The organism is Niveibacterium terrae (genome assembly GCF_048213115.1).
In the GTDB taxonomy this organism is placed as follows: domain Bacteria; phylum Pseudomonadota; class Gammaproteobacteria; order Burkholderiales; family Rhodocyclaceae; genus Niveibacterium; species Niveibacterium terrae.
Window position 1 is genome coordinate 2,312,234 of sequence record NZ_CP172404.1, and the last position, 21,423, is coordinate 2,333,656.

17 protein-coding genes and 2 riboswitches are annotated in these 21,423 nt (G+C 63.6%); of the genes, 8 read left to right on the top strand and 9 right to left on the bottom strand.

Annotated elements, in window-relative coordinates:
• Nucleotides 1–7: 7 nt before the first annotated feature.
• Nucleotides 8–1,606, bottom strand: a complete 1,599-nt coding sequence (locus ACHFB9_RS10680; protein WP_417067041.1) for a UxaA family hydrolase — start codon at nucleotides 1,604–1,606, stop codon at nucleotides 8–10.
• Between the two features lie 21 nt (nucleotides 1,607–1,627).
• Complete coding sequence (gene uxaC, locus ACHFB9_RS10685) at nucleotides 1,628–3,010, bottom strand: glucuronate isomerase (protein ID WP_417067043.1); 1,383 nt, start codon at nucleotides 3,008–3,010, stop codon at nucleotides 1,628–1,630.
• Nucleotides 3,011–3,589: 579 nt separating this feature from the next.
• Here uxaC and ACHFB9_RS10690 point away from each other — a divergent pair.
• From ACHFB9_RS10690 to ACHFB9_RS10705, 4 genes are all read left to right on the top strand, one after another.
• Complete coding sequence (locus ACHFB9_RS10690) at nucleotides 3,590–5,347, top strand: ATP-binding protein (protein ID WP_417067045.1); 1,758 nt, start codon at nucleotides 3,590–3,592, stop codon at nucleotides 5,345–5,347.
• A gap of 73 nt (nucleotides 5,348–5,420) precedes the next feature.
• Nucleotides 5,421–5,529, top strand: a riboswitch (SAM-I-IV-variant riboswitch).
• 48 nt (nucleotides 5,530–5,577) lie between these two features.
• Nucleotides 5,578–6,636 (top strand): threonine aldolase family protein, encoded by a 1,059-nt coding sequence (locus tag ACHFB9_RS10695; RefSeq protein WP_417067047.1) that lies wholly within the window; start codon nucleotides 5,578–5,580, stop codon nucleotides 6,634–6,636.
• A gap of 414 nt (nucleotides 6,637–7,050) precedes the next feature.
• On the top strand, nucleotides 7,051–9,468 hold the full coding sequence (locus ACHFB9_RS10700; RefSeq protein WP_417067049.1) for a chemotaxis protein CheW: 2,418 nt from the start codon (nucleotides 7,051–7,053) through the stop codon (nucleotides 9,466–9,468).
• Between the two features lie 168 nt (nucleotides 9,469–9,636).
• The gene (locus ACHFB9_RS10705) at nucleotides 9,637–10,170 is read left to right on the top strand and encodes a cold shock domain-containing protein (RefSeq protein WP_417067050.1); all 534 of its coding nucleotides are present in this window, start codon (nucleotides 9,637–9,639) and stop codon (nucleotides 10,168–10,170) included.
• A gap of 6 nt (nucleotides 10,171–10,176) precedes the next feature.
• Here the strand turns inward: ACHFB9_RS10705 and ACHFB9_RS10710 are convergent, their stop codons facing one another.
• The 4 genes from ACHFB9_RS10710 to ACHFB9_RS10725 form a co-directional block, all read right to left on the bottom strand.
• Complete coding sequence (locus ACHFB9_RS10710) at nucleotides 10,177–10,410, bottom strand: hypothetical protein (protein ID WP_417067052.1); 234 nt, start codon at nucleotides 10,408–10,410, stop codon at nucleotides 10,177–10,179.
• Between the two features lie 230 nt (nucleotides 10,411–10,640).
• Nucleotides 10,641–10,835: a DUF333 domain-containing protein gene (locus ACHFB9_RS10715; protein WP_417067054.1), complete on the bottom strand. Its 195-nt coding sequence runs from the start codon at nucleotides 10,833–10,835 to the stop codon at nucleotides 10,641–10,643.
• A gap of 132 nt (nucleotides 10,836–10,967) precedes the next feature.
• Nucleotides 10,968–12,284, bottom strand: coding sequence for a HipA domain-containing protein (locus tag ACHFB9_RS10720; protein WP_417067056.1), 1,317 nt, complete (start codon nucleotides 12,282–12,284; stop codon nucleotides 10,968–10,970).
• Entirely contained in the window at nucleotides 12,274–12,570 is a 297-nt protein-coding gene (locus ACHFB9_RS10725) for a helix-turn-helix domain-containing protein (protein WP_417067057.1), read from the bottom strand. Before ACHFB9_RS10725 ends, ACHFB9_RS10720 begins: the two co-directional genes overlap by 11 nt.
• Before the next feature lie 240 nt (nucleotides 12,571–12,810).
• Here ACHFB9_RS10725 and ACHFB9_RS10730 point away from each other — a divergent pair, with 240 nt between their 5' ends.
• Nucleotides 12,811–13,650 carry a helix-turn-helix domain-containing protein gene (locus tag ACHFB9_RS10730; RefSeq protein ID WP_417067058.1) on the top strand — a complete coding sequence of 280 codons (840 nt, stop codon included), beginning with the start codon at nucleotides 12,811–12,813 and terminating at the stop codon, nucleotides 13,648–13,650.
• A 38-nt stretch (nucleotides 13,651–13,688) separates the two neighbouring features.
• Nucleotides 13,689–14,141: a hypothetical protein gene (locus tag ACHFB9_RS10735; protein WP_417067059.1), complete on the top strand. Its 453-nt coding sequence runs from the start codon at nucleotides 13,689–13,691 to the stop codon at nucleotides 14,139–14,141.
• Nucleotides 14,142–14,144: 3 nt separating this feature from the next.
• Here ACHFB9_RS10735 and ACHFB9_RS10740 read toward each other — a convergent pair whose 3' ends face one another.
• From ACHFB9_RS10740 to ACHFB9_RS10750, 3 genes are all read right to left on the bottom strand, one after another.
• Entirely contained in the window at nucleotides 14,145–14,822 is a 678-nt protein-coding gene (locus ACHFB9_RS10740; RefSeq protein WP_417067061.1) for a hypothetical protein, read from the bottom strand.
• Nucleotides 14,823–14,840: 18 nt separating this feature from the next.
• Nucleotides 14,841–16,931 (bottom strand): alkaline phosphatase family protein, encoded by a 2,091-nt coding sequence (locus ACHFB9_RS10745; protein WP_417067063.1) that lies wholly within the window; start codon nucleotides 16,929–16,931, stop codon nucleotides 14,841–14,843.
• A gap of 145 nt (nucleotides 16,932–17,076) precedes the next feature.
• Nucleotides 17,077–18,201, bottom strand: coding sequence for a sugar diacid recognition domain-containing protein (locus tag ACHFB9_RS10750; RefSeq protein WP_417067065.1), 1,125 nt, complete (start codon nucleotides 18,199–18,201; stop codon nucleotides 17,077–17,079).
• 121 nt (nucleotides 18,202–18,322) lie between these two features.
• On the opposite strand from ACHFB9_RS10750, the gene ACHFB9_RS10755 reads away from it, so the two are divergent.
• A complete protein-coding gene (locus ACHFB9_RS10755; RefSeq protein WP_417067066.1) occupies nucleotides 18,323–19,642 on the top strand; it encodes an MFS transporter in 1,320 nt (439 codons plus the stop codon).
• 37 nt (nucleotides 19,643–19,679) lie between these two features.
• Nucleotides 19,680–20,828 carry a glycerate kinase gene (locus tag ACHFB9_RS10760; protein WP_417067067.1) on the top strand — a complete coding sequence of 383 codons (1,149 nt, stop codon included), beginning with the start codon at nucleotides 19,680–19,682 and terminating at the stop codon, nucleotides 20,826–20,828.
• 338 nt (nucleotides 20,829–21,166) lie between these two features.
• Nucleotides 21,167–21,344, top strand: a riboswitch (cobalamin riboswitch).
• Nucleotides 21,345–21,423: the final 79 nt, after the last annotated feature.

The following is a 21,423-nucleotide window of genomic DNA, read 5'->3' on the forward strand; positions in this document are numbered from 1 at the left end:
CGCGAGCTCAAAGCGAGATGTCGCGCTTCCAGAACTGGAAGTCGTATTGGTTCAGTCGGTCAGCCTTGACCGTGTATTGACCGCCGGCGGTCGCGATGACCATGTCGAGCAGATTGCCGGCCACTTCGGGCAGCGGCGTGCCATCGACGATCGGACCGCAGTCGAAGTCGATCATGTCGGCGAGCTTCGTGGCCATCGGCGTGTTCGTCGCAACCTTGATCACCGGAACGATCGGGTTGCCGGTCGGCGTGCCCAGGCCGGTCGAGAACAGCACGACGTTGGCGCCCGCGGAAACGATGCCGGTCACCGCTTCGACGTCGCCCCCCGGGGTGCAGAGCAACGACAGCCCCTTGTCCTCGGTCTGCTCGCCGTAGTCGAGCACGGAGACGATCGGCGAGGTACCGCCCTTCTTCGCTGCGCCCGCCGACTTCATCGCGTCGGTGATCAGGCCGTCACGGATGTTGCCGGGGCTGGGGTTGTCGGCGAAGTGGGTGCCGACCGCTTCGGCTTTCGCTTCGAAGTCGCGCATCAGGCCCAGGAAACGGCGCTTGTCGTCTTCCTTGACGCAACGGTCGATCAGGTTCGCCTCGACGCCGCACAGTTCGGGGAACTCGGCCAGAACCGACGAGCCGCCCAGAGCGACAACGTAGTCGGAGACGAGACCCATCGCCGGGTTCGCCGAGATACCCGAAAAACCGTCCGAGCCGCCGCACTTGACGCCGATCTTCAACTTCGACAGAGGCACGGGCTGGCGAGCGATCTCGTTGGCCTTCTTCAGTCCGGCCAGCGTATCTTTCAGCGCGGTCTGCATCATCGCCGCCTCGCTGTCCCATTGCTGCTGCTCATAGATCAGGCAGGGCTTGGCGAAGTTCGGGTTCTGCTTCGCGAGCGCTTCCTTGAACATCGAAATCTGCGCGTTCTGGCACCCCAGGCTGAAGACCGTGATGCCGGCCACGTTCGGGTGATCGGCATAGGTCGCCAGCACCTTGCACAGCGAGCGGGCGTCGGCACGCGTGCCGCCGCAACCGCCGGTGTGGGTGATGATCCGCACGCCATCGACGTTCGGGAAGGGACGGGTCACGGGCTTGGCAGCCGCCATGTCCTCGCCGAGCAGCGACATCGTGAATGCCGCCAGATCGTTCGTCGCATAGCCGAGCGGGCCTTCCAGCGCGTTGCGCAGATGCTCGACGTTGCGGTTTTCGCAGAACACCAGCGGATAGATCAGCCAGTAGTTCGCGGTGCCGACACGACCATCTTCGCGGACGACGCCGGGGAAGGTCAGCCCTTCCCAGCGACCGACGGCGGGCGGAGTCCATTCGTAGGGACGGCTGGACGAGAGCTCGACGTCGGCGGCGTAGTGGCGAAGATTCTCGGTCGTCACCGCTTCACCGCGGCGGATCGCCTGGGTGGCCTTGCCGACCGGCACGCCGTAGAGCTTGAGCGTGTCGCCGACAGCGAAAGCCTTGCGAGCGATCTTGTGCTTGCGCGCGACCGGAGTGCTGACGAGGAGAGATTCCGAATCGCACTGGACGACCTCGCCAGCGGCCAGGTCGGTCAAAGCGACCAACATGTCGTCGTCCGGGTGGATGCAGAGTACTTTTTGCATGGCGTATTCCTGATTTACCGCTTACAGACCGAAGTAACGCTTCGCGTTTTCGTAGGAGACGCCGCGCACGATCTGGCTCAAAGCGTCGATGTCGGCCGGGTATTCACCCGCCTCGACCCACTGGCCAAGCTGACGGCACAGCAGACGACGGAAGTAATCGTGGCGCGGATAGGAAGCGAAGCTGCGCGAATCGGTGACCATGCCGACCGACGTACCCAGAACACCGTGGTTGCCCAGGGTCTGGATCTGCTGCAGGTTGCCGTCCTTGTGGTCGTTGAACCACCAGGCGGGACCGTACTGGATCTTGCCGGCAACGCTGCCGTCCTGGTAGCAGCCGATCAGCGTCGACAGCACTTCGTTCATACCGGGGTTCAGGCAGAACAGCATCGTCTTCGGCAGTTGATCGTCGGAGTCGAGCGCGTCGAGCAGCGAGGCGAGGCCCGCGGAGCAGCTCATGTCCGAGATCGAGTCATAACCGGTGTCGGCGCCGAGGCGGCCCATCATCCGGCTGTTGTTGTTGCGCTGGGCACCGATGTGCAGGCACATCGCCCAGTTGAACTTGGCATAGACGCGACCGACGCCTTCGAGCAGGCCACGGATGTACTGACCGAGTTCCGCGTCGTTCAGCTCCTGACCACCGATGCGCTTCGCGAACAGCGCTTCGAGCTGCGCGGCGCTGGGCTTGACGGCCGGCAGAGCGATATCGACCGCATGGTCGGAGATCCGTGCGCCGCGGGCATGGAAGAATTCGACACGGTTCGCGAGGGCGGCGATCAGCGATTCGAACGAAGAGATCTTGACGCCGGAAACGCTGGACAGGTGAGCCAGGTAGTCGACGAAACCAGGCGCGTTGACGCGCATCGCTTTGTCCGGACGGTAGGCCGGCAGCACGCGGGTCTTCAGCGCGGAAGCGGCGATCTCGGCGTGTTGCGCCAGGTCGTCGGCCGGATCATCGGTCGTGCAGGCCACTTCAACCTTGGCCTGTTCGAGGAAAGCCCAGGTATCCATGTCGGCGAGCTTGGCGTTCGCCTGATCCCAGATCTTGCTCGCGTTCGCTTCATTGATCAGCAGATCGATGCCGAACAGGCGACGCAGTTCGAGGTGGCTCCAGTGGTAGATCGGGTTGCCGGCGGCCAGCGACAGCACCTTGCAGAAGGCGCGGAACTTGTCTTCGTCGGACTGCTTGCCGGTGATGAAGTCTTCAGTCACGCCCGCACTGCGCATCAGGCGCCACTTGTAGTGGTCCCCGCCCAGCCACAGCTCGGCGATGTTGCGGAACTTGCGGCGCGAAGCGATCTCGCCCTGCTGCAGGTGGGAGTGGTAGTCGATCACCGGCAGATCGGCCGCAACGTCGTTGTAGAGCTGACGGGCGATCGGCGTATCGAGCAGAAAATCCTGGTTCATGAACGAGACCATCGTAAAGACCTCCATGTGACGAAACAGCTGCTAAGCTGACTCATCAAGATGTTTTATCGTCTGAGAAACTAATATATCAGCAGGCTACAACTGATATATCAGTATCGCAAGTACTTTCTTATGGGCTTATTACTGAACGCAACAGTTGACGTTCAGAGCCCCCCCCCCTCCTCAAAGCCCCCCCTTCAAACCCAGTGACAAAACGGCCCCTTTTCTTCTGGAAAGCGCTCCAGACAAGGATTTTGCTGAGAATCGCCACCTCATCCTCTCGCTGCGTCAGGGAGAACCCGGGACATCTTTCTTGCCGTTGTCATCAACATTGGATCGTGACGGAAGCCCTTGCCGAGAAGCGCGCTTGATCTCCATCAAATCAGCCGAAGCCCCTAGGCTGCGGCGCGGCGCCGCCGGGAGGATTCGCCCCCATCGACCCCGCCTTCCGGCGAGGAGAGCTGACGCGTGAAGTGCGCATTGCCGCGATGCCCAATTAGCACCTATTCTTCTTCGGCCACAGCTTGGCTGAGGCGAGCAGCCCCATCAGAACCCGCGACCCCGGAAAGGAGGGCCAAAATGCTTGGGCGGCAACTGCGCTTCGCCTGGCGGCGCCTTTCCTTGCAACCGGGATTTCACGCGCTGACCGCGCTGCTGACTTTTCTCATGCTGATCGCCGGCGGAGAGCAGCTGATCCGGATGGACAGCGCGCGGGCGCAGGAAGAGCAGCACAGCATCGTCACCGCCCGGGTCGCCGACCTGAGAGCCAAATTGGAAACCGAGCTCGCCAGCACGATCTTTCTTGCCCGCGGCCTGGTCACCTATACGAGCGGCTTCGGCGAAACGCTGACCGAAGAGCAGGCGCGAAGGCTGATCCGCGCGATCTACGACAACGGGCGCAACGTGCGCAACATCGCGGTCGCACCGGATAACACGATCCGCTGGGTCCATCCGCTCAAGGGCAACGAAAAGGTGCTCGGCCTCTCCTATTCAACTCTGACCAGGCAGTGGCCGAGCATCCAACGCATGATGCGGACAAGGGAGACTGTTCTGGCGGGGCCAATCGATCTGATCCAGGGCGGGCGTGGCGTACTCGTCCGCACCCCGGTTTTTCGCACCGACGGTCGATACTGGGGGCTGATCAGCATCACGATCGACTGGGACAATCTGCTGCGTCGGGTCGCGCTGCAAGCTTCGCCCACCGACCTGAAGCTCGCGATCCGCGGCCGTGACGGCCTGGGCGAGCACGGCGAAGTCTTCTACGGGACGGCCTCGGTCTTCGCCGAAAAACCGGTCACCGCCCGAATCGAGCTTCCCGGGGGCAGCTGGATCATCGCCGCGACGCCCCGGGACGGCTGGACGAGCGAGGCGCCCCAGCAGAACCTCAAGCGCGGCATCTACCTGCTCATCGCCACGGTCTTCACGCTGATGCTGCTCGGCTATATCCACGACGCAAGCGAGAAGCGCCGGATAAACGCCTCGCTCGAAGAGAGGGTCAAGGCACGAACGGCCGAGATCGAACGCACCAACGACGAGTTGAGCCAGAGTCTCTGTTCGCTGCAACAGGCCCAGGACAGTCTGATCCAGAGCGAAAAGCTCGCCTCGCTCGGCTCCCTGGTCGCGGGCCTCGCCCACGAGTTGAACACACCGATCGGCAACAGCCTGCTCGCGGCCTCCAGCCAGAGCCAGCAGATCAGGGCTCTGCGCGCGCCCGAGCAAGCGCTGAGCCGCTCCGCGTGGCTCAAGGCGCTCGACGAAATCGACGAAGCCGCCCACATCATCGAGCGGAGCCTGGGGCGCGCCAGCGAGCTGATCGTCAGTTTCAAGCAGGTTGCCGCCGACGGCACGAGCTCGCAGCGCCGCAACTTCGATCTGGGAAAGGTCGTCAGCGACTTTCTGCTCGTGCTGCAGCCGACGATCAAGCACAGCGGCCTGCAAATCCTGGTCTCGATCCCGCCGGGCATAAACCTGGACAGCTATCCGGGAATCCTGGAACAGATTCTGATGAACCTGATCCAGAACGCGATCATCCACGCCTTCCCCGAGCAGAAGAGCGGGAAGATAAGCATCGGTGCCCGCGCGCTGAACAACGAACAAGTCGTGATCTGGGTCGTCGACGATGGCCGGGGCATCCCGGCCGAGAACCTCGCCCGCGTCTTCGACCCCTTCTTCACGACGCGGATGGGCCAGGGCGGCACCGGTCTGGGCCTCAACATCGTCTATAACCTTGTGACCGGCCCGCTGGGTGGCCATATCGAAGCGCACAGCGAGCCAGGCCAGGGCGCCAGCTTCGAGTTCACCGTCCCCCTGTCCGCACCGCAGAAAACCCCGGGCTAAGCAGGCCGGCTCCGCGGCGCGGATCCCCCCCCGTGAGCTCCATTGAGCCCCGCTGGCGATTTTGTTATGCTCGGCCCCGCATCAAGAGTCAGGCAAGCGCCTGACACCAACCTGCTCCCGAGCAAGGTGGTGTCTCCGGACAATCGGAGGATGTGGCCGTTCCGGCAAAAAACGGGAAAGCCACGAGCCGCTCTGCTTCTTGATGCCCGATCAAGAAAGGTTCGAGCTTCATGACAAAACAATCCCGGCACCCCCGTGCCCAGCAATTCGCCAGCGACAATTACGCCGGCATCTGCCCCGAGGCCCTTGACGCGATGCTCAAGGCCAACAGCGGTTCCGAGCCCGCCTATGGCGAGGACATCTGGACGACCCACGCGGCCGACTCCTTCCGCACCGTGTTCGAGACCGACTGCGAAGTGTTCTTTGCGTTCAACGGCACCGCAGCCAATTCGCTGGCACTGGCAGCTCTGTGCCAGTCCTACCACAGCGTAATCTGCTCCTCGTCCGCCCACGTCATCACCGACGAATGCGGCGCCCCCGAGTTCTTCTCGAATGGTTCAAAGCTGCTCGCCATCGCGACCGAAAGCGGGAAGATCACGCCGGAAGCGGTGCGTGCGCTGGTTGAGAGCCGCTCCGACATCCACTTTCCCAAGCCCCGCGCCGTCACGATCACCCAGCCGACCGAAACAGGCCAGCTCTATTCGATCGCCGAAATTGAAGCGCTCTCTGCGGTCTGCCGCGACCAGGGCCTGAAACTGCACATGGACGGCGCGCGCTTCGCGAACGCCTGCGCCGCGCTCGGCTGCACGCCCGCCGAGATGACCTGGAAAGCCGGCGTCGACGTGCTCTGCTTCGGCGGCACGAAGAACGGCATGGCGGTCGGCGAAGCGATCCTGTTCTTCTCGCCGGAATTGGCGGTCGATTTCGACTACCGCTGCAAGCAGGCCGGCCAGCTCGCCTCGAAGATGCGCTTTCTGTCCGCGCCCTGGGTCGGCATGCTAGAGAGCGGCGCCTGGCTCAAGCATGCCGCGCACGCAAACGCCTGCGCAGTCCGCCTCGCGTCCCGGATCAAAGACGCTCCGGGCGTCTCCTTCGCGTTCCCGGTCGAAGCCAACTCGGTCTTCCTGAACGCACCCGAATCGGTGCTCGCCGGACTCGCCGCGCGGGGCTGGAAGTTCTACACCTTCATCGGTGGCGCCGCCCGCTTCATGTTCGCCTGGGATGCCGACCCGGCCCGCGTCGACGAACTGGCCGAGGACATCGTGGAGCTGTGCAGCTCGGCGCAGTGAAGGGCCCCGGGAGGCTTCCGGGGCTCCGGGGCACGGGCACAGCGCATCGCCCCTAGGCACCAGGATAGTGCTATCGCATCCTGATCCCGGGCGCAGCGCGAGTTGGTCGCGCACTGCGCCCGACAGCAGCTCTTAAAGTCTGGGCGACACATTTCTGGATCACTTTTTGCTTGAGTAATAGATCGGCCTCGACCGCGGTCTGTTACACGATGGCAGCCCGCCTCAGAGCTCAAAGCAATCCAGAACAAGGCTAGCTTCATGGCAATCTACAAGGGCGTCGAAATCGACAACGACCTCGCCGGAGTCATACGGCACATGCAGAGCACCGAAGACTCCCGGGAGGCGCTCGGAAAACTGCAGGGGAACTGGGACATCCTCAGTCTGCTCGGGGAACTGACCGGCGCTGCGACCGAGATGAACGGCACTCGCCAATCCTTCGAACGCCTGACCGGTGAGCTGCTGAACAAACTGAGCAGGGAAATTCTTCGCAAGGTCACTTCGGATCTGAACGCAAAGACCCAGATCAGCATCGACACCCTCGTTCGCAACCTGTTTGAACGCACGGCCGACATCGGCTTTCTTGCCGCGGATGACGCCATTGCGGGCCATCTATCCCAGAACTGTCCGGACAGAGCCTCGCTCGAACAGCGCTTCGAGGAATATGTCGCCAAGTATTCCGTCTACTCGGACATCATTCTCTTCAACGCAGAGCACAGAATCTCTGCGCGCCTGACAAACCAGTCCTTTCAGGGCAGCAGCCATCCACTTCTCGAAGAGGCGAGGACGACTTCGGCTCCCTATGTGGAGTATTTCGGTGAGACGGACTTTCTCCCTCCGGGGAAAAACCTGATCTACGCTTTCCGCGTCGAGGATGGTGCGGAAAACCCGATCGGCGTCCTGGCCCTTGTCTTCAGGCTCGAAAACGAAGCGGAGGGAATATTCAGGAACCTGATCGGCTTCCAGGATGCCTGCATCCTGGCCTCCTTCGATGAAAAGGGGAGAGTCGTATCCACCTCGTCTCCCGTCCACCTGCCTGCCGGCACGGAACTCGATGAACGAATGCGCTCCGCCCAAGGAGGCGTGGTGAGATTCTGCGGCCGAGAATATCTCGCCGTCGCCTGCCCCGCACACGCTTACCAAGGCTATCCGGGGCCGGGATGGCGAGGCTTGGGCCTTCTCCCTGTCGAATACGCATTCGAGCGTGACGACACCGAACTGCTCGAACACATCGACCCATGCCTGCTGGAGGCGGTTGCAGAGCAATCCCGGCTCTTTTCCGATGCCTTGCGGGAGATCCCCAGACAGGCCGAGGCGATCCAGAACGATCTGAGCCGGTCGGTCTGGAACGGATCGGTGCGCCAGACCTCCGGCAGCAGCCCCAACTTTGCCTTCGCGAAGACCCTGCTCTGGGAGATCTCCCGGACGGGCCGCAGGACGCAAGCCACGTTTGAACAGTCGATTCGCAACCTGCGCGAGACGGTCGTCGCAGCCCTGCTGCAGGGGGGCGTCGTCCGGTCAGCCCTGGCGATCGACCTGATGGACCGCAATCTCTACGAACGGGCGAACGATTGCAGATGGTGGGCGCAAAACGCGACTTTCCGCAGGGTCCTGTCCCTCCCCTCCCCGGGAGCGGAGGACATTTCCCAGTGCTCAGCGATCCTCTCCCGGATCAACAGCCTCTATACCGTCTACCACAATCTGGTGATCTTCGACTCTTCGGGCACCGTCCTCGCGACATCCAACCCGGAGCGCGCAGGCCTGATCGGAGAGCGACTGGGAGAAGAGTGGATTGCTCGCTGCCTTGAACTGGACAGCCCGCAGAGTTATGTCAGATCGGAGTTCCGCGAAACGCAACTGTATGGAGGAAGCCCCACCTATGTCTTTGCGGCAGCGATCCTCAATCAGGACGGATCAGCCGCCCTTGGCGGGATCGGCATCGCTTTCGACGGCCGGCCTCAGTTTGAAGCGATGCTGAACGACACCCTGCCCAACGATGAGTCGGGACAACCGGTCGCTGGCGCCGAGGCCTTCTTCATCGATGAGAATGGGACGGTGCGCGCCAGCACGGCTGAGGCCTTTCCCGTTGGATCCCACCTGCCCCTGACATCGGATCAAGGCTCTGCGGTGCAGAGCGGCCGTTGGGCCGACATCCGGATCATCGATGGCGCGTACTACGCGATAGGAGTCGTCAGCTCCTCCGGCTACCGGGAGTACAAGACCAGCGACGGCCATGTCGACCACGTTCTTGCCGTATCCGCCTTTCCTCTGGGCCGCGCGGAGAACATCATACTTTCTAGCAGCCCAGGCCATGTGGACTCTGACCCCAGGCAGGAACGGAGCAGGCAAACCGGAGACGGAGCTGATCGTATCGAGATCGCCAGCTTTCACATCGGCCAACAATGGCTCGGCGTATTGGCGGACTCAGTGGTGGAAGCGATAGAAGCCAGGGATTTATCCCCGGTGCACGGGAGTCGAAGCGAACTGATCGCGGGAATCTGCATGTACCGGGGCAGGGCGATTTCGGTCATCGACCTCACCCCCCTCCTCGCAAGCCCTCCCCCATCCGGACGCCTGCGGCAGATCATCGTGCTGAAGAGTCACGAAAAGATCTGCATGGGAATCCTGGTTGAGGCCCTGGGCGAAATTCCGGAGATTCCCCCCGGGTCGATTCAGCGTATCGGTCAGGCCATGGCCGCCGGCAACTCGATCTTCGTCGGGGCTGTGACTGGCCTAGGCAGTTCGACGGACAGGAACAGGATTCTGTCCATCATCGACCCAGGCCGGCTCTGCCAGAGGATGAGCTGCAATTGCAAGGAAAACAGTCCGAACTAGGATCGCCTCCCGCGAAACCATGCTCTGCATACGAGCGCAATCAGCCACAATCGCCGAAGAATGGGTGCGGGAGACAAAGCTTCCCGCAGTTCCAAGCAGGAGATGATGCTCCATCCTGCAATGCGCAGCACAATAGCCTTCTCGTGAAGCTGAAGGAGGGAGGATTTGATGCGCTTCGAAGGCATCCTGGTGAAGTGGAACGATGAGCGGGGTTTCGGATTCATCGCGCCCGACGTGGGGAACGGGGAGATCTTCGTCCATATCTCGGCCTTTCCCCGCAACGGCCAGCGGCCTCAGCTCAACGAGAAGCTCAGCTTCGAAGTGGAACCCGGCGATCGGGGCAAAAAGTGCGCAATCCGCGTCCAGCGTCCCGGCCAGCCCCACCCAGCCCCGAGGGCAAAGCGGCAGGAGAAATCCGCCCCAAACCTGTTCGGCGCCCTGCTCTTCGTCGCAGTCGTCGCTGTCGGCGCAAAGACCCTGTGGCCCAAGCTCCACCCGTCTCCCGTCCAGCCAGCCCGGGCTTCAAACAGCGAACAACCTGCGACCGAAGCGCTGAACAGCTACCGCTGCGATGGCCGCCAGTACTGCTCGCAGATGCACTCCTGCGACGAAGCAAAGTACTTCCTGAAGCACTGCCCGGACGTAAAAATGGACGGCGACCACGACGGCGTGCCCTGCGAAGAGCAGTGGTGCGGCAACTGAGTTACTTCAGCCCCGCGAAGACTTGCGAAAGACGGACAGCCGGCTCGCCAGCCGGTCGCCCACACGGCCGAACGCGATCATCAATCCCGCCGTCGCAGCGATCGTCAAGATGAACTGCGCCGGCCCCTCGAAGATCCAGCCTCCGGGCAGACCGGCGGCCTTGAACAGCAAGGGTGCGGTCACTGCGCCGAGTAAGATGGCCAGAACCGAGACGAAGCGGTTTTGCGCGTAAATTCTCATGGCGTAGTCATCGACCGTCTTGCCAGAAAACCGTACAGAGTAGCTTCGTGAAGCAAGCCACCGGGATTTTTTCGGTACGGTAAGGCGGGTTGTCGCTGCGCGCCGAACCCACCCTACAGGAGCCCCCCACGGGTCCGTCAAAATTATGCTCTACCCGCAAGCACTTCGCCACCCGCACTGAGTATCCGGAGGCGATCTCAGACAGGCCGCCCCGATCCATGCGCCATAGCTCAGTGGCGCGGCGCGGAGGGTTCCACGCGGTGATCGCGACGGAAGAGTTCCCACTCGTCGATCGCACGGCCGTCCGGAAGGTGGCAGAAGCCCGCTTCGTCGCCGGATTCGAACTTGCGGATTTCGAGCTTGCCGCCTTGGCTGACGCAGTAGACCGAGGCCGGATTGGCGATCTGCGCATGTGGATGGGCCATTTCAGGAGCCGGCGCGCAGCCGGGCATCAGCAGGCAAGCAATAGCGCAGATCGAAAGAGGAGCCCTGAAGAATGAATTCATCGTGATGCGCCTTCCAGGTTGAGCTCAGCAGCCATTCTAGAGTTCCCGCGTTCAGCACGCCGACGGGATCTCGGGAGCCATATCAATCTGCCGGCGGCAGCTCGTCCGTATCACTTGCTCCAGCATTGCGACTGGCTCGGCTTTTGCCCCGAGACGGATCGCCTCACCGAGCTCGCGATCGAGCGCGGCGAGCGTGGCCTTGGCCAGCCGCGTCAGCTCGCGGCCGACCAGCTTGGGGTTCAGGCCACAGGCTTCGGCAAAGTTCGCCCATTCGTAGGGGCACAGCTCGTCTTCGCTGAACGCATCGCCAATCGCCATCGCATAGGTTCCCGCCAAGGCCTGACGGTCGAATGCCAGCGCACAGACAAGATCATAAGCAGGAGCCAGACTCAAGCCCTCCGGGCCGGAGAAGAAGGACAGATTTTTCGCATGGGCATCGGTATTGCCGATCAGAACCTGGAAGATCGTCCAGCGCAGCAATTGAAGCCGCTGGGCAGCGGGCTGGGCGGTATCGGCCAGCAAGGCAAACAGTCGCGGCAGCGATGCTCCGTCGCGAATCTGCCTGACGTCGCGGACGTCGCCATAAGGGCGTTCGTATTTGAAACCGCTGGAGAGCCCCAGAGCCTGACAGCCATCGATGATGTGAAGACGCTCGATGCGCCCTTCCCGCACGCGGCGGTCGAATCGTGTGACGACCAGAACGGGTTCGGGAACATGGATCAGTTCGACCGGAGCAACCGGCAATCCAGCGGCTTTGGCCAGACGCATGCAGACGAATTCGTTCGACGTCAGCCCGGCCAGCGCGGAGGACACCGGCTCGGGCTTCAGGATGTGCGTCGAAGCCAGATCGACTCCTTCGACGATGGCCCAGCCCGCTGTGCTCCGGTACAAAGCCATCTTGTCCTGAAAACCGGCGATCGAGAGCCTGACTTTTCCGTCCCAGACTGAAAACGGCAGCTGCGGTCGCAAGCGGATTCGTTCGGACAGCTCGGCATCGGAAACCGGACGAACGCCCTCCCTTTCCTCTGTCCCCACATCGTCCAGGCGCAGGCGCAGCGCACCGGCCGTCTCGCCCCCCAAAGCCACCAGCAGCCCCATCAGGTTGGATTTGGAGATCCGATGAGACGATGCCGCGGCATCGAGAGCCTGACCTTCCGGCAGCAGGTTTTCGAAGAACTGACGAACCGCCGCGCTGTGCGCATCCGCGGGCTGACCCGGTAGCTCGAACAAAGGCAACTGGGGGCTCAGCGCAAAGCAGTCTTTCGCTCGCAGCCATTGCTGCGCATACGCGAACGCGAAGCGGTTCGTCGCTGGATCGTGTTCCAAGGTTCCGACGAGCAGATGGCCGAGCAGAACATCAAGTTTCATCGACGAGCTCCGTCAATCCTCGGCGGACCCGCTCCTGATTCTTTTTCTCGGCCATGAACAGCGAAACCCCCAGCGCCGTCGCAAGTTTGATCACGGTGCCAAAGGCAACCGTCGGCTTGCCCTGTTCGACATCGGACAGAGTCTGTTTGGCGACTCCGACCAGCAAGGCTGCGTCTTCAATCGTCAGACCGGATCCGGTGCGCGCGGCGCGTATCGCCTGACCCAGGTCCTTGGCACTCGTCACCAGGGACTCGGTCGGAAACGGTAGAGGAAGGACTCTGCGCATCGAATAACTCCTAGTTTGGAAGGATTATAGGTTTCATTCCGCTCAAAACTCAATAAATCCTTTTTTGCTGGGATTATTTAAAAATAGCCTGGCGCTCAGCCAAAAACACCAGCAAAGTGGTTTTTTATGCAGGAGCGACCGGATTTCTTCCGCGGCGGTTAGTCGATGCTGTCCTGCCCGTCCGTCACGGCCAGGGCGGAGGGACGGCCCGACCGGCGCCCATGCGCTATGCTCCCGGCGATGAGCGCTTCTCACTGGATCCTGCCCGCCCCCGAGCTGCGCCCTTTCATCGACCGCTACTGGTCCTGGGAGGGCGGGAGCGGCGACGCGCTGCCGATGATGCTGCCGGGAACCGGCGCGGAGCTCTTCTTCCATATCGGCGAGCCCTTCCTGATGGGCGCACCTGGCGCGCTTCCGGACCGTGCGCCGCGTGCCCACCTCAATTACGCGCACGATTCTCCACTGATGTTGGTCGCCGACGGAGCGGTCGCGTTCGTGTCGGTGCGGATACGCTCGGGCGCACTGCGCCACCTGTGCGCCCAGCCGATCGCCGAGCTCGCCAACGCCCAACTCGATGCCCGCGAGATCTGGGGAATTGAGCTTGCCGAACTCTCGGCCCGGCTCAGCGAAACCGCCGACCTCGCCGCCCGCGCCCGCCTGCTCGATCGCTGGCTGCTAGGCCTGCTCGCCGCGCACAAGAGGGGCCATGCGCTGATCGACGATGCGGCACTCCGGCTCTACTACCGGCACCGCGACACCCAGATCGATGCGCTGGCCGGACACTACCGGATCAGCCGCCGGCATTTCGAGCGGCTCTTCAAACAAGAGCTGGGCTGCACGCCAAAGTCCTTCCTGAGAACGGCGCGCTTCCACCAGACCGTCCGCGATCTCTTCCTCGCCCCAGACAGCGAGATCCTTGGCCTCGCGCTCGACCACGGCTATTACGATCAATCGCATTTCATCCACGAGTTCAGCGCCTTCGTCGGCGAGCGCCCGACCCGCTTCTTCGCCCACGCCCGAAACGCGCACTTCTATGCACCCAGCCTCAAGGAGGCGGGATCGGGCCGCTCGCCGCGATGAAGTAGAATCGGACCCCACTCCCCCTGAACGCACGCGCCATGACCGATACCGATACCGACACTGATACCGTTCCCGCAACCGAGACCGGCGCACCGCTGCGCCCCGCCTGGGTCTGGGTCATATTCCTCTACAACCTGTTCTCGCTGAGCGTGCTTGCGATCTCGCTGTGGGCAACACTGTCGGGAAAGATTCCGCTGAGCCCGGCACAAAAGGCAGCGCTGACGAACTTCTCCTCCTTCGATATCGCGCAGACCGTGGTCCTCTCCGGCCTCAGCCTCGCCGCAGCCATACAGATCTTCCGTCTCAGGAAGAGCTGCGTGCCGCTGTTCTGCTCGGTATTCGGCCTGGGGCTGCTCACACACGTCTGGGAAGCAGTCACCCAGGGAAGGATGGCGCTGCCGACCGAACCGGGCCAGTACATCGGCTGGGCGATCGATATTGCGATCTGCACCTACGCCTGGCGCCTTTCCCGCGACGGCGTGCTGCGCTGAGCATCAGTCGCCGCTGATATCCTCGTTCGCATCATTGCGCACGAAACCGGCATCACGGATCCGGAAAGTCTCGGCGCCCAGCGCGTCGAGATCGACCCGGCTCACCTGCCAGAGCGTTTTCCCCTTGGAATCGGTGATCAGCATTGGCAGATGCAGATCCGCGCTCCAGCAGATCCGGCTCTGCTGGGCCTGCTGGCTCAGCGCGTACCAACGGCAGGAACGCAGCGGTTTCTCGGCTCCCTCGGGAGCCTCGGAGCGGGTCAGACTGTAGCTTCCCGTGGGGCGGACCAGCGCGTGCGCAAGAGAGAACCAGTCGGTGAAGTGACCGACCCGATAGAGATTGCTGCGGTCGATGTCAGTGCGTATCCGGCGCTTGAGGTCGAGGACGCTCATGTGCCATTCCGCGTCTTTCTCCGGCTTCTGCAGGAAAGTCTCGATCGCCGCATCGGTGCGCCGCCTCAGCTGACGGCTGCCTTCCCGCCAGACCTCGACTTCGTGCAGCTTCGCATTGAGCAGGAAGCGGGCCTCGAAGTGAAGATGTCGGGGTTCGCCCCGGCTCGTGAAGGTCTTGTCGAAATCCAGACCGGCAGCGGCCAGGCTGGCGCCGCTCGCGGCGGCGATCAGCGTGCCAAAAAAGGCCCGTGCGAGGCACGGGACCTTTGAAATGAAACGATTAGTCATTGTTTTTTAACGATCAGATCAGTTGCGGACCGCTTGCGCGTAGTCGAAGTAACGGTAGGTCTTGCCGTCCACGGTCAGGTCCTTGACGATCAGGTTGACCGAGTAGCTGCCCGCCGGGCGCGCGGTGTCGATCGCGGCGCCGCTCGGGTCGGTCGGCAGCTTGAAGACGAGACCGGTCGCCGGAGCGGACGGATTGACGACGGCCTGCTGCACCGACGCTTGAGCGCTGCTCGCCGGCTTGACCAGCGCCTCGTTCAGGATGCGGCCATCCGCTTGCGGCATCGACTTGCCCAACAGATAGGCGACAGTCGGCGCGACATCGACGTTGCCGGTCGGAGTACTAACCGCAACACCGGAGCGGAAGGACGGACCGTAGGCGATCAAGGTGTTGTGGACGTCAATCGGACTGAAGCTGCCGTGCATGCCGCGGTTGCCGCCCCAGCTCTCGAACTCGATACCGGGCAGGCCATTGACGAGCTGTTGCGAATCCCAGCTGAAGCTGACGACGACATCGGGCTGGCCCTTATTCTGGCGGACTGCGTTTTCGAGATTGACCGAGGCCATCGACAGCGTGCCGGGCAGCGCGCCGTAGCGGCTGTCGACGAAGATCGCACCGTACTCCTCGCGGCTTTGCAGGAAGCGGACCAGGCTGCTGACCGTCGCGGCATCGTGGTCAGGCACATAAAAGTAATCGGATCCACCGTTCGCAGCGATCACGACCGCCTTGGCGGGCAGCGTCGCCGGCATCTTGAAGCTCGCAACCGGCGTCGTGAGGTTCGCGCTGATCGCCTGGTACTTCGTCTTCGCGCTGCCGCACAGAGAGCCGTCGGCATCGACGCCGACCGGGTAGACGTTCGTGCCATCGGCCTTGATGCCGGCCATGCCCGAAGTCGAGCAGCCGTTGCCGTCATAGGCCTTGAAACCCGCGTAGGTCAGCAGGTCGGCCGAGCGCACATCGCCCGAGACCGAGAAGCCACCGACCGGATCGGGCGAGCCGAGAACCGCGTTCGTGACGCCGCTCGCGACCGACGTGCTCGCGGTGATCGCGCGCAGCGGGAAGTGTTCGGTCGGCCCCGACACATTGCTGTGCGCGTGGTCGGACACGACGATGATGTTGGTCGAAGCGTCGAGACCAGCGGTCTTCAGCGCGGCCTGCAGCTCGCCGAGCCGGGCGTCCTGGGAAGCCAGGGCCTTGCGGTAGTTCGCCGTGCCCGGACCGTACGCGTGCTCGGTGTTGTCCGGCGTGCGGAACCAGATCAGCGACAGATCGGGCAGCTTCTTGGGCAGGATATAGTCCGTATAGACCTTCATCATGTACTGGTTCGCGGCGTTCTCCGGCGCACCCTGGGTGCTGTCGGTCGCATCCTTGGCCTGAACACCGTTGGGCAGAGCGAAAGTCAGCGCACCGGCCCGCGCGGTCGGGTTGCCGTTGTCGGAGGCCAGCGTGATCGTGCCGGACTGATACGCATAGCCGGTGTTCGCCGGCAGTGCGAACTTCGCCGCTTGCAGCTCGGTCGCGAGCGACTGGGGCAGCACCGTGTTCTCATCGAGGAAATAACCACCGCGGCCCAGATCCTGGATGTAGGCGGCGCCGGACTTGCCGATCACCGCCGTCTTCAGGCCCGCTTCCTGGGCAGTCTTGAACAACGACTTGACCAGCAGCAGCTGGCCGCCGTAGTAGTCGTTCAGCGTCGTCAGCACCGCGTAGTCTTCAGTGAAGACCGGCGCGACGTAGTTCTGCGCCGTTCCCGAAGCGCTGTTGCCGACCGGAATCGGCTGCGACGCGCCGGCCTGGGGAGGCGTCCAGAAGGTGTTGCCATAAAAGCCGCTGGTCTTCGGGAAGGAGCCCGTCGCGAAGGACGAACCGTTCATCATCGTGAAGGTCGGATAGGTCGAATGGTTGTCGGTGAAGCGAACGCCCTTCTGCTGCATCGCGTACAGATTCGGGGTGTCGGTCGGATTGATCGCGTCGGGGCGCAGACCATCCCAGACCATGACGATCGTGCGCTGCGGCGAGGCCGCCGCGTCTGAAGAACTGCCCGTGCTGCCGCAAGCGCTCAAGAGCGCGAGGCTGGCGGTAACGACGAAAGAAAGAGGAGCGAGACGCATGAGTTCTGTCCTGTGCGAGCGCCAAGAGGCGCGGGAAAAGAAGAGGAGATCGCCGCAGCGGGACATTCCCTCGCACGGCATTCATCTCTGCTCACAGACATTACCGGGCGAATGTGACAGTTCCGGGTCAAACCGGAAATGAGATCTATTCCAGCTGCAAGGCGACGTAGAGCAGCAGGCGCTCGTCGGTGCGGCCAAGGTCCAGCCCGGTGATCTCGGCGATCTGGCGTAGCCGGTAGTCGAGTGTGTTGCGGTGGATGTGCAACTTCAGCGCCGTCGCCGACAGATGGCCGTTCGCGTCGAACCACGCGTTCAGCGTGGCCCGCAGCGCGCCGCGGCGATCTGCCGCTTCGAGCCGGCGCAGCGGCAGCCTGAGCTGATCGGCTTGCCAGCCCGCCCCCAGACCGGAGAGCAGCACGGGCAGGCGCAGATCGTAATAGGACAGCGCGGGTTTGCCGAGCCTGCGTACGAGGCCGACCTGCAGGCAGGCGAGCGCACTCTGGTAGGAATGGGCGACGGCCTCGACGCCGCCCAGCGCGACGCCCATCGCGAAGCGGAAATCGTGCCGGCACTCCTGCGCAAACCATGAGCTCAGGGCCGAGAACCTGCGCTCACCGGCCTGCGGATCCGCGACCGGCATCAGGATCACCAGTTCACGCGCCGAGCGCGAGGCGCTCAGGCAATCCCTGTGGGCCGAGGCGAGGCGTTGTTTCAGATGCTGCAGGCTGGAGAGCGCGGTATCCGGCTCGACTCCCGCATCGAGGATCAGCACGAGCGCCGAGCGCGGCAGATCAAGATCGATGCCGAGCCGGCCCGCCCAGTTCGCGAGACTGCCATCCTGAACCGCGTCGCCGGCGAGCCACTGCAGCACGAATTCCTCGCGGTAGCGCGCGTCGCGCTGCAGATCGCGGTTCAGCTGATCCTGTTCGAGGATCATCTCCGCGGTCATCCTGACCAGCTCGCCGAACTGCCGCACCGCCTCGGGGTCTCCGGTCAGACCGACGACGCCGCAGATCTCGCCGCGCACGGTCAGCAGCAGATTCACGCCGGGGCGCGCGCCGGCCATGACACGCATCGCTCCGGTATCGACTTCGACGGTGCGCCGCTGCGCGATCGCAAGCTGGGCGCCGGCATGCAGCTCGCCGATGCGGGCGCGCTCACCGCTGCCGATGATCGTGCCCCGTGCGTCCATCACGTTCACGTTGAACGGAATGATCTTCATCGTCCGGGTGACGATTTCCTGCGCAAGCCTTGTGTCGAGTGTGATCATGACTGGGAAGAATGCACAAAAATGCGGGTTCTAGAAAGCTCAAATTCATGCAATCTTACGATTACTTTCGCTTATGGGTTCATTAGCATTGCCTCACATTCCACACACCCGGAGACAAACCATGAATACCCAAGCGAGAGCCACCGGCGCGCCGGATGCGCTGCTGGAGGGCGCCTACCGCAAGGCGATCTTCCGTCTGATCCCCTTCATCTTCGTCTGTTATCTCTTCAACTACCTCGACCGCGTCAATGTCGGCTTCGCGAAGCTGCAGATGCTCGACGCGCTGAACCTGTCCGAGACGGTCTATGGCCTCGGGGCCGGGATCTTCTTCATCGGCTATGTGCTGGCCGGCGTGCCGAGCAACCTGGCCCTGCACAAGGTCGGCGCCCGACGCTGGATTGGCACGCTGATGATCGCGTGGGGCGCGCTGTCGGCGAGCCTGATGTTCGTCAAATCGGCCGAATCCTTCTACCTGATCCGCTTCCTGACCGGCGTCACCGAGGCCGGCTTCTTCCCGGGCATGGTGCTCTACTTCACCCACTGGTTCCCGTCGGAACGCCGCGGCCGCGTGATGGCGCTGTTCATGTCCGCGATCCCGATCTCGGGCGTGCTCGGCGGCCCGCTGTCCGGCTGGATGCTCAATCACTTCCAGGCGGGTCAGGGTGGCCTGGCCGCCTGGCAATGGCTCTATCTGCTGCAAGGCCTGCCGACGATCCTGCTGGGCTTCGCGGTGTACTTCGTGCTCCACGACGGCGTGGCGGCGGTGAAGTGGCTCAGCGCCGATGAAAAGAACGCGATGCAGAAGGCGCTCGAGGATGACGAGCGCGCACGCCGCGCCGGCAACACCGCCGTGCAGTCCTTCGCTAGCGTGCTACGCAACCGCAACGTCTGGATGCTCGGCGGCGTCTACTTCAGCATCCAGATGGGCGTCTATGCGATCAACTTCTGGCTGCCCTCGATCATCAAGTCGCTCGGCTTCAACGACCCCGCGATGATCGGCTGGCTCAGCGCGATCCCCTACCTGGTGGCCAGCTTCTTCATGATCGCTGTCGGACGCTCGGCCGACCGCCGCCGCGAACGCCGCTGGCACCTCGCCATCCCGATGCTGATGGGCTTTGGCGGCCTGCTGATCGCGACCGTCGCGGCCGACAATCCGGTCCTCGCGATGATCGGCCTGACGCTAGCCACGATGGGCACGCTGACCGGCCTGCCGATGTTCTGGCCCCTGCCGGCCGCCTTCCTCGGCAGCGCCGCGGCGGCGGGCGGACTCGCGCTGATCAACTCGCTGGGACAGATCGCCGGCTTCCTTAGCCCCTACCTGGTCGGCTGGATCAAGGATGCGACCGGCAATACCCATGTCGCGCTCTACATCCTGTCCGCGGTGCTGCTCGTCGGAGCGATCACCGTGCTGAGCATCCCGGCAAAGACCGTGAATCGCTGAGCCGGCCCCCTCCCCCTTTCATCCGAATTCAAAGACCATGAAAATTGTCATCGCACCCGATTCGTACAAGGAAAGCCTGTCCGCCCGGGAAGTCGCCGAAGAGATAAGGGCCGGCTTCCGGCAGGTCTTCCCCGACGCCGACTATCTGCTGATCCCGGTCGCCGACGGCGGCGAAGGAACGGTCCAGGCCATGATCGACGCGACCTCGGGAGTCCTGAGGACGCTTGCGGTCAGCGGCCCGCACGGCGAACTGGTTCAGGCCTCCTATGGCCTGGCCGCCGACCAGGGCCTCGCGATCATCGAGATGGCTTCGGCCAGCGGCCTGGAGCTCGTTCCCGCCGGGCGGCGCAATCCGCTCGTGACGACGAGCGCCGGGACCGGGGAGCTGATCCGCGACGCTCTGGCGGCCGGCGCTCGGCACATCGTGATCGGCATCGGCGGCAGCGCGACCAACGACGGCGGCGCCGGAATGCTGCAGGCGCTCGGCGCGCGTCTGACCGATGCGGACGGCCGCGAGCTGGGCCCGGGTGGCGCCGAACTCGCCCGCCTCGCCCACCTCGACGCCTCCGGCCTGGATCCGCGCCTGAAGACCTGCCGCATCGATGTCGCCTGCGACGTCAGCAACCCGCTGACCGGCCCCCAAGGCGCATCACGGGTATTCGGCCCGCAGAAAGGCGCGACCCCCGGGATGGTCGAAACGCTGGATCGCTGTCTCGCGCGCTTCGCCGAAGTGCTCAAAGCGGACCTGGGCCAGGATGTCGCCGACATCCCCGGCGCAGGCGCTGCCGGAGGCATGGGCGCGGCGCTTCTGGGCGTGCTCGGCGCGAGCCTGCGCCCGGGCAGCGAAGTCGTGACCGAAGCGGTCGGACTCGAACAGGCGCTCGCCGGGGCCGATCTGGTGATCACCGGCGAAGGCCGGATCGATGGCCAGACGATCTACGGCAAGACGCCGATCGGCGTCACCCGCGTCGCCAAACGGCTGGGGCTGCCGGTGATCGGCCTCGCCGGCTGCCTCGCCCAGGACGCCGGCGTCGTGCATGAGCACGGAATCGATGCGGTGTTCAGCTCGGTGCACAAGGCCTGCTCGCTCGAAGAGGCACTTCGCGACGCGAGGATCAACCTGCGCAGCGTCGCCCGCAATGCCGCCGCGGCGATCCGGACCGGGATGACGATCGCGAAGCGCTGAACGACCCAGCCTCTCCCCCTGCACCAGAGGGAGAGGCCCCCTCCCCTCGCGCCCACTCCCCCTTCTTGAAGAAGTAGGGTGGCTTCGCTGCAGGCAAGCCACCGTTCGCGGCGGATTGCCCCTGCGGGGGGCGAAGGAGGGAATTCGCGAAACACTGTTTCGCGCCTCCGCAGCCGGACCGATGCGCAAATCGGTCCGTGGTCGGGGGGCAAAACTGTCCCTACCCCTCGTGTGCTTCGCTCGAGGCCGCCCGACAACACCTACAACTGCTAGTTCCATAAAAATAAAAAAACACTATCGGCAGTAGTTCAGCCTTGACCCGCCCGGCCACCGCCGCCTAGACTGCGCGCCGTGTCGGTTCCCCGTGAGGGGATCAAAAGGGAATCCGGAAAGCCGGAGCTGCCCCCGCAACTGTCAGCGTGGAGTCGGACGCGGATGCCACTGGACCTGTTCCGGGAAGGCGCGTGCGGCGAGGATGCGCAAGCCAGGAGACCTGCCGCACGAAGACGAGCCGGCCACACCGCGCGTGCGTGCCGACGACGAAACCCGGGGCGGGGCGCCCTGCGGCAGATCGCGAGCTGGCCACAGCCTGTCC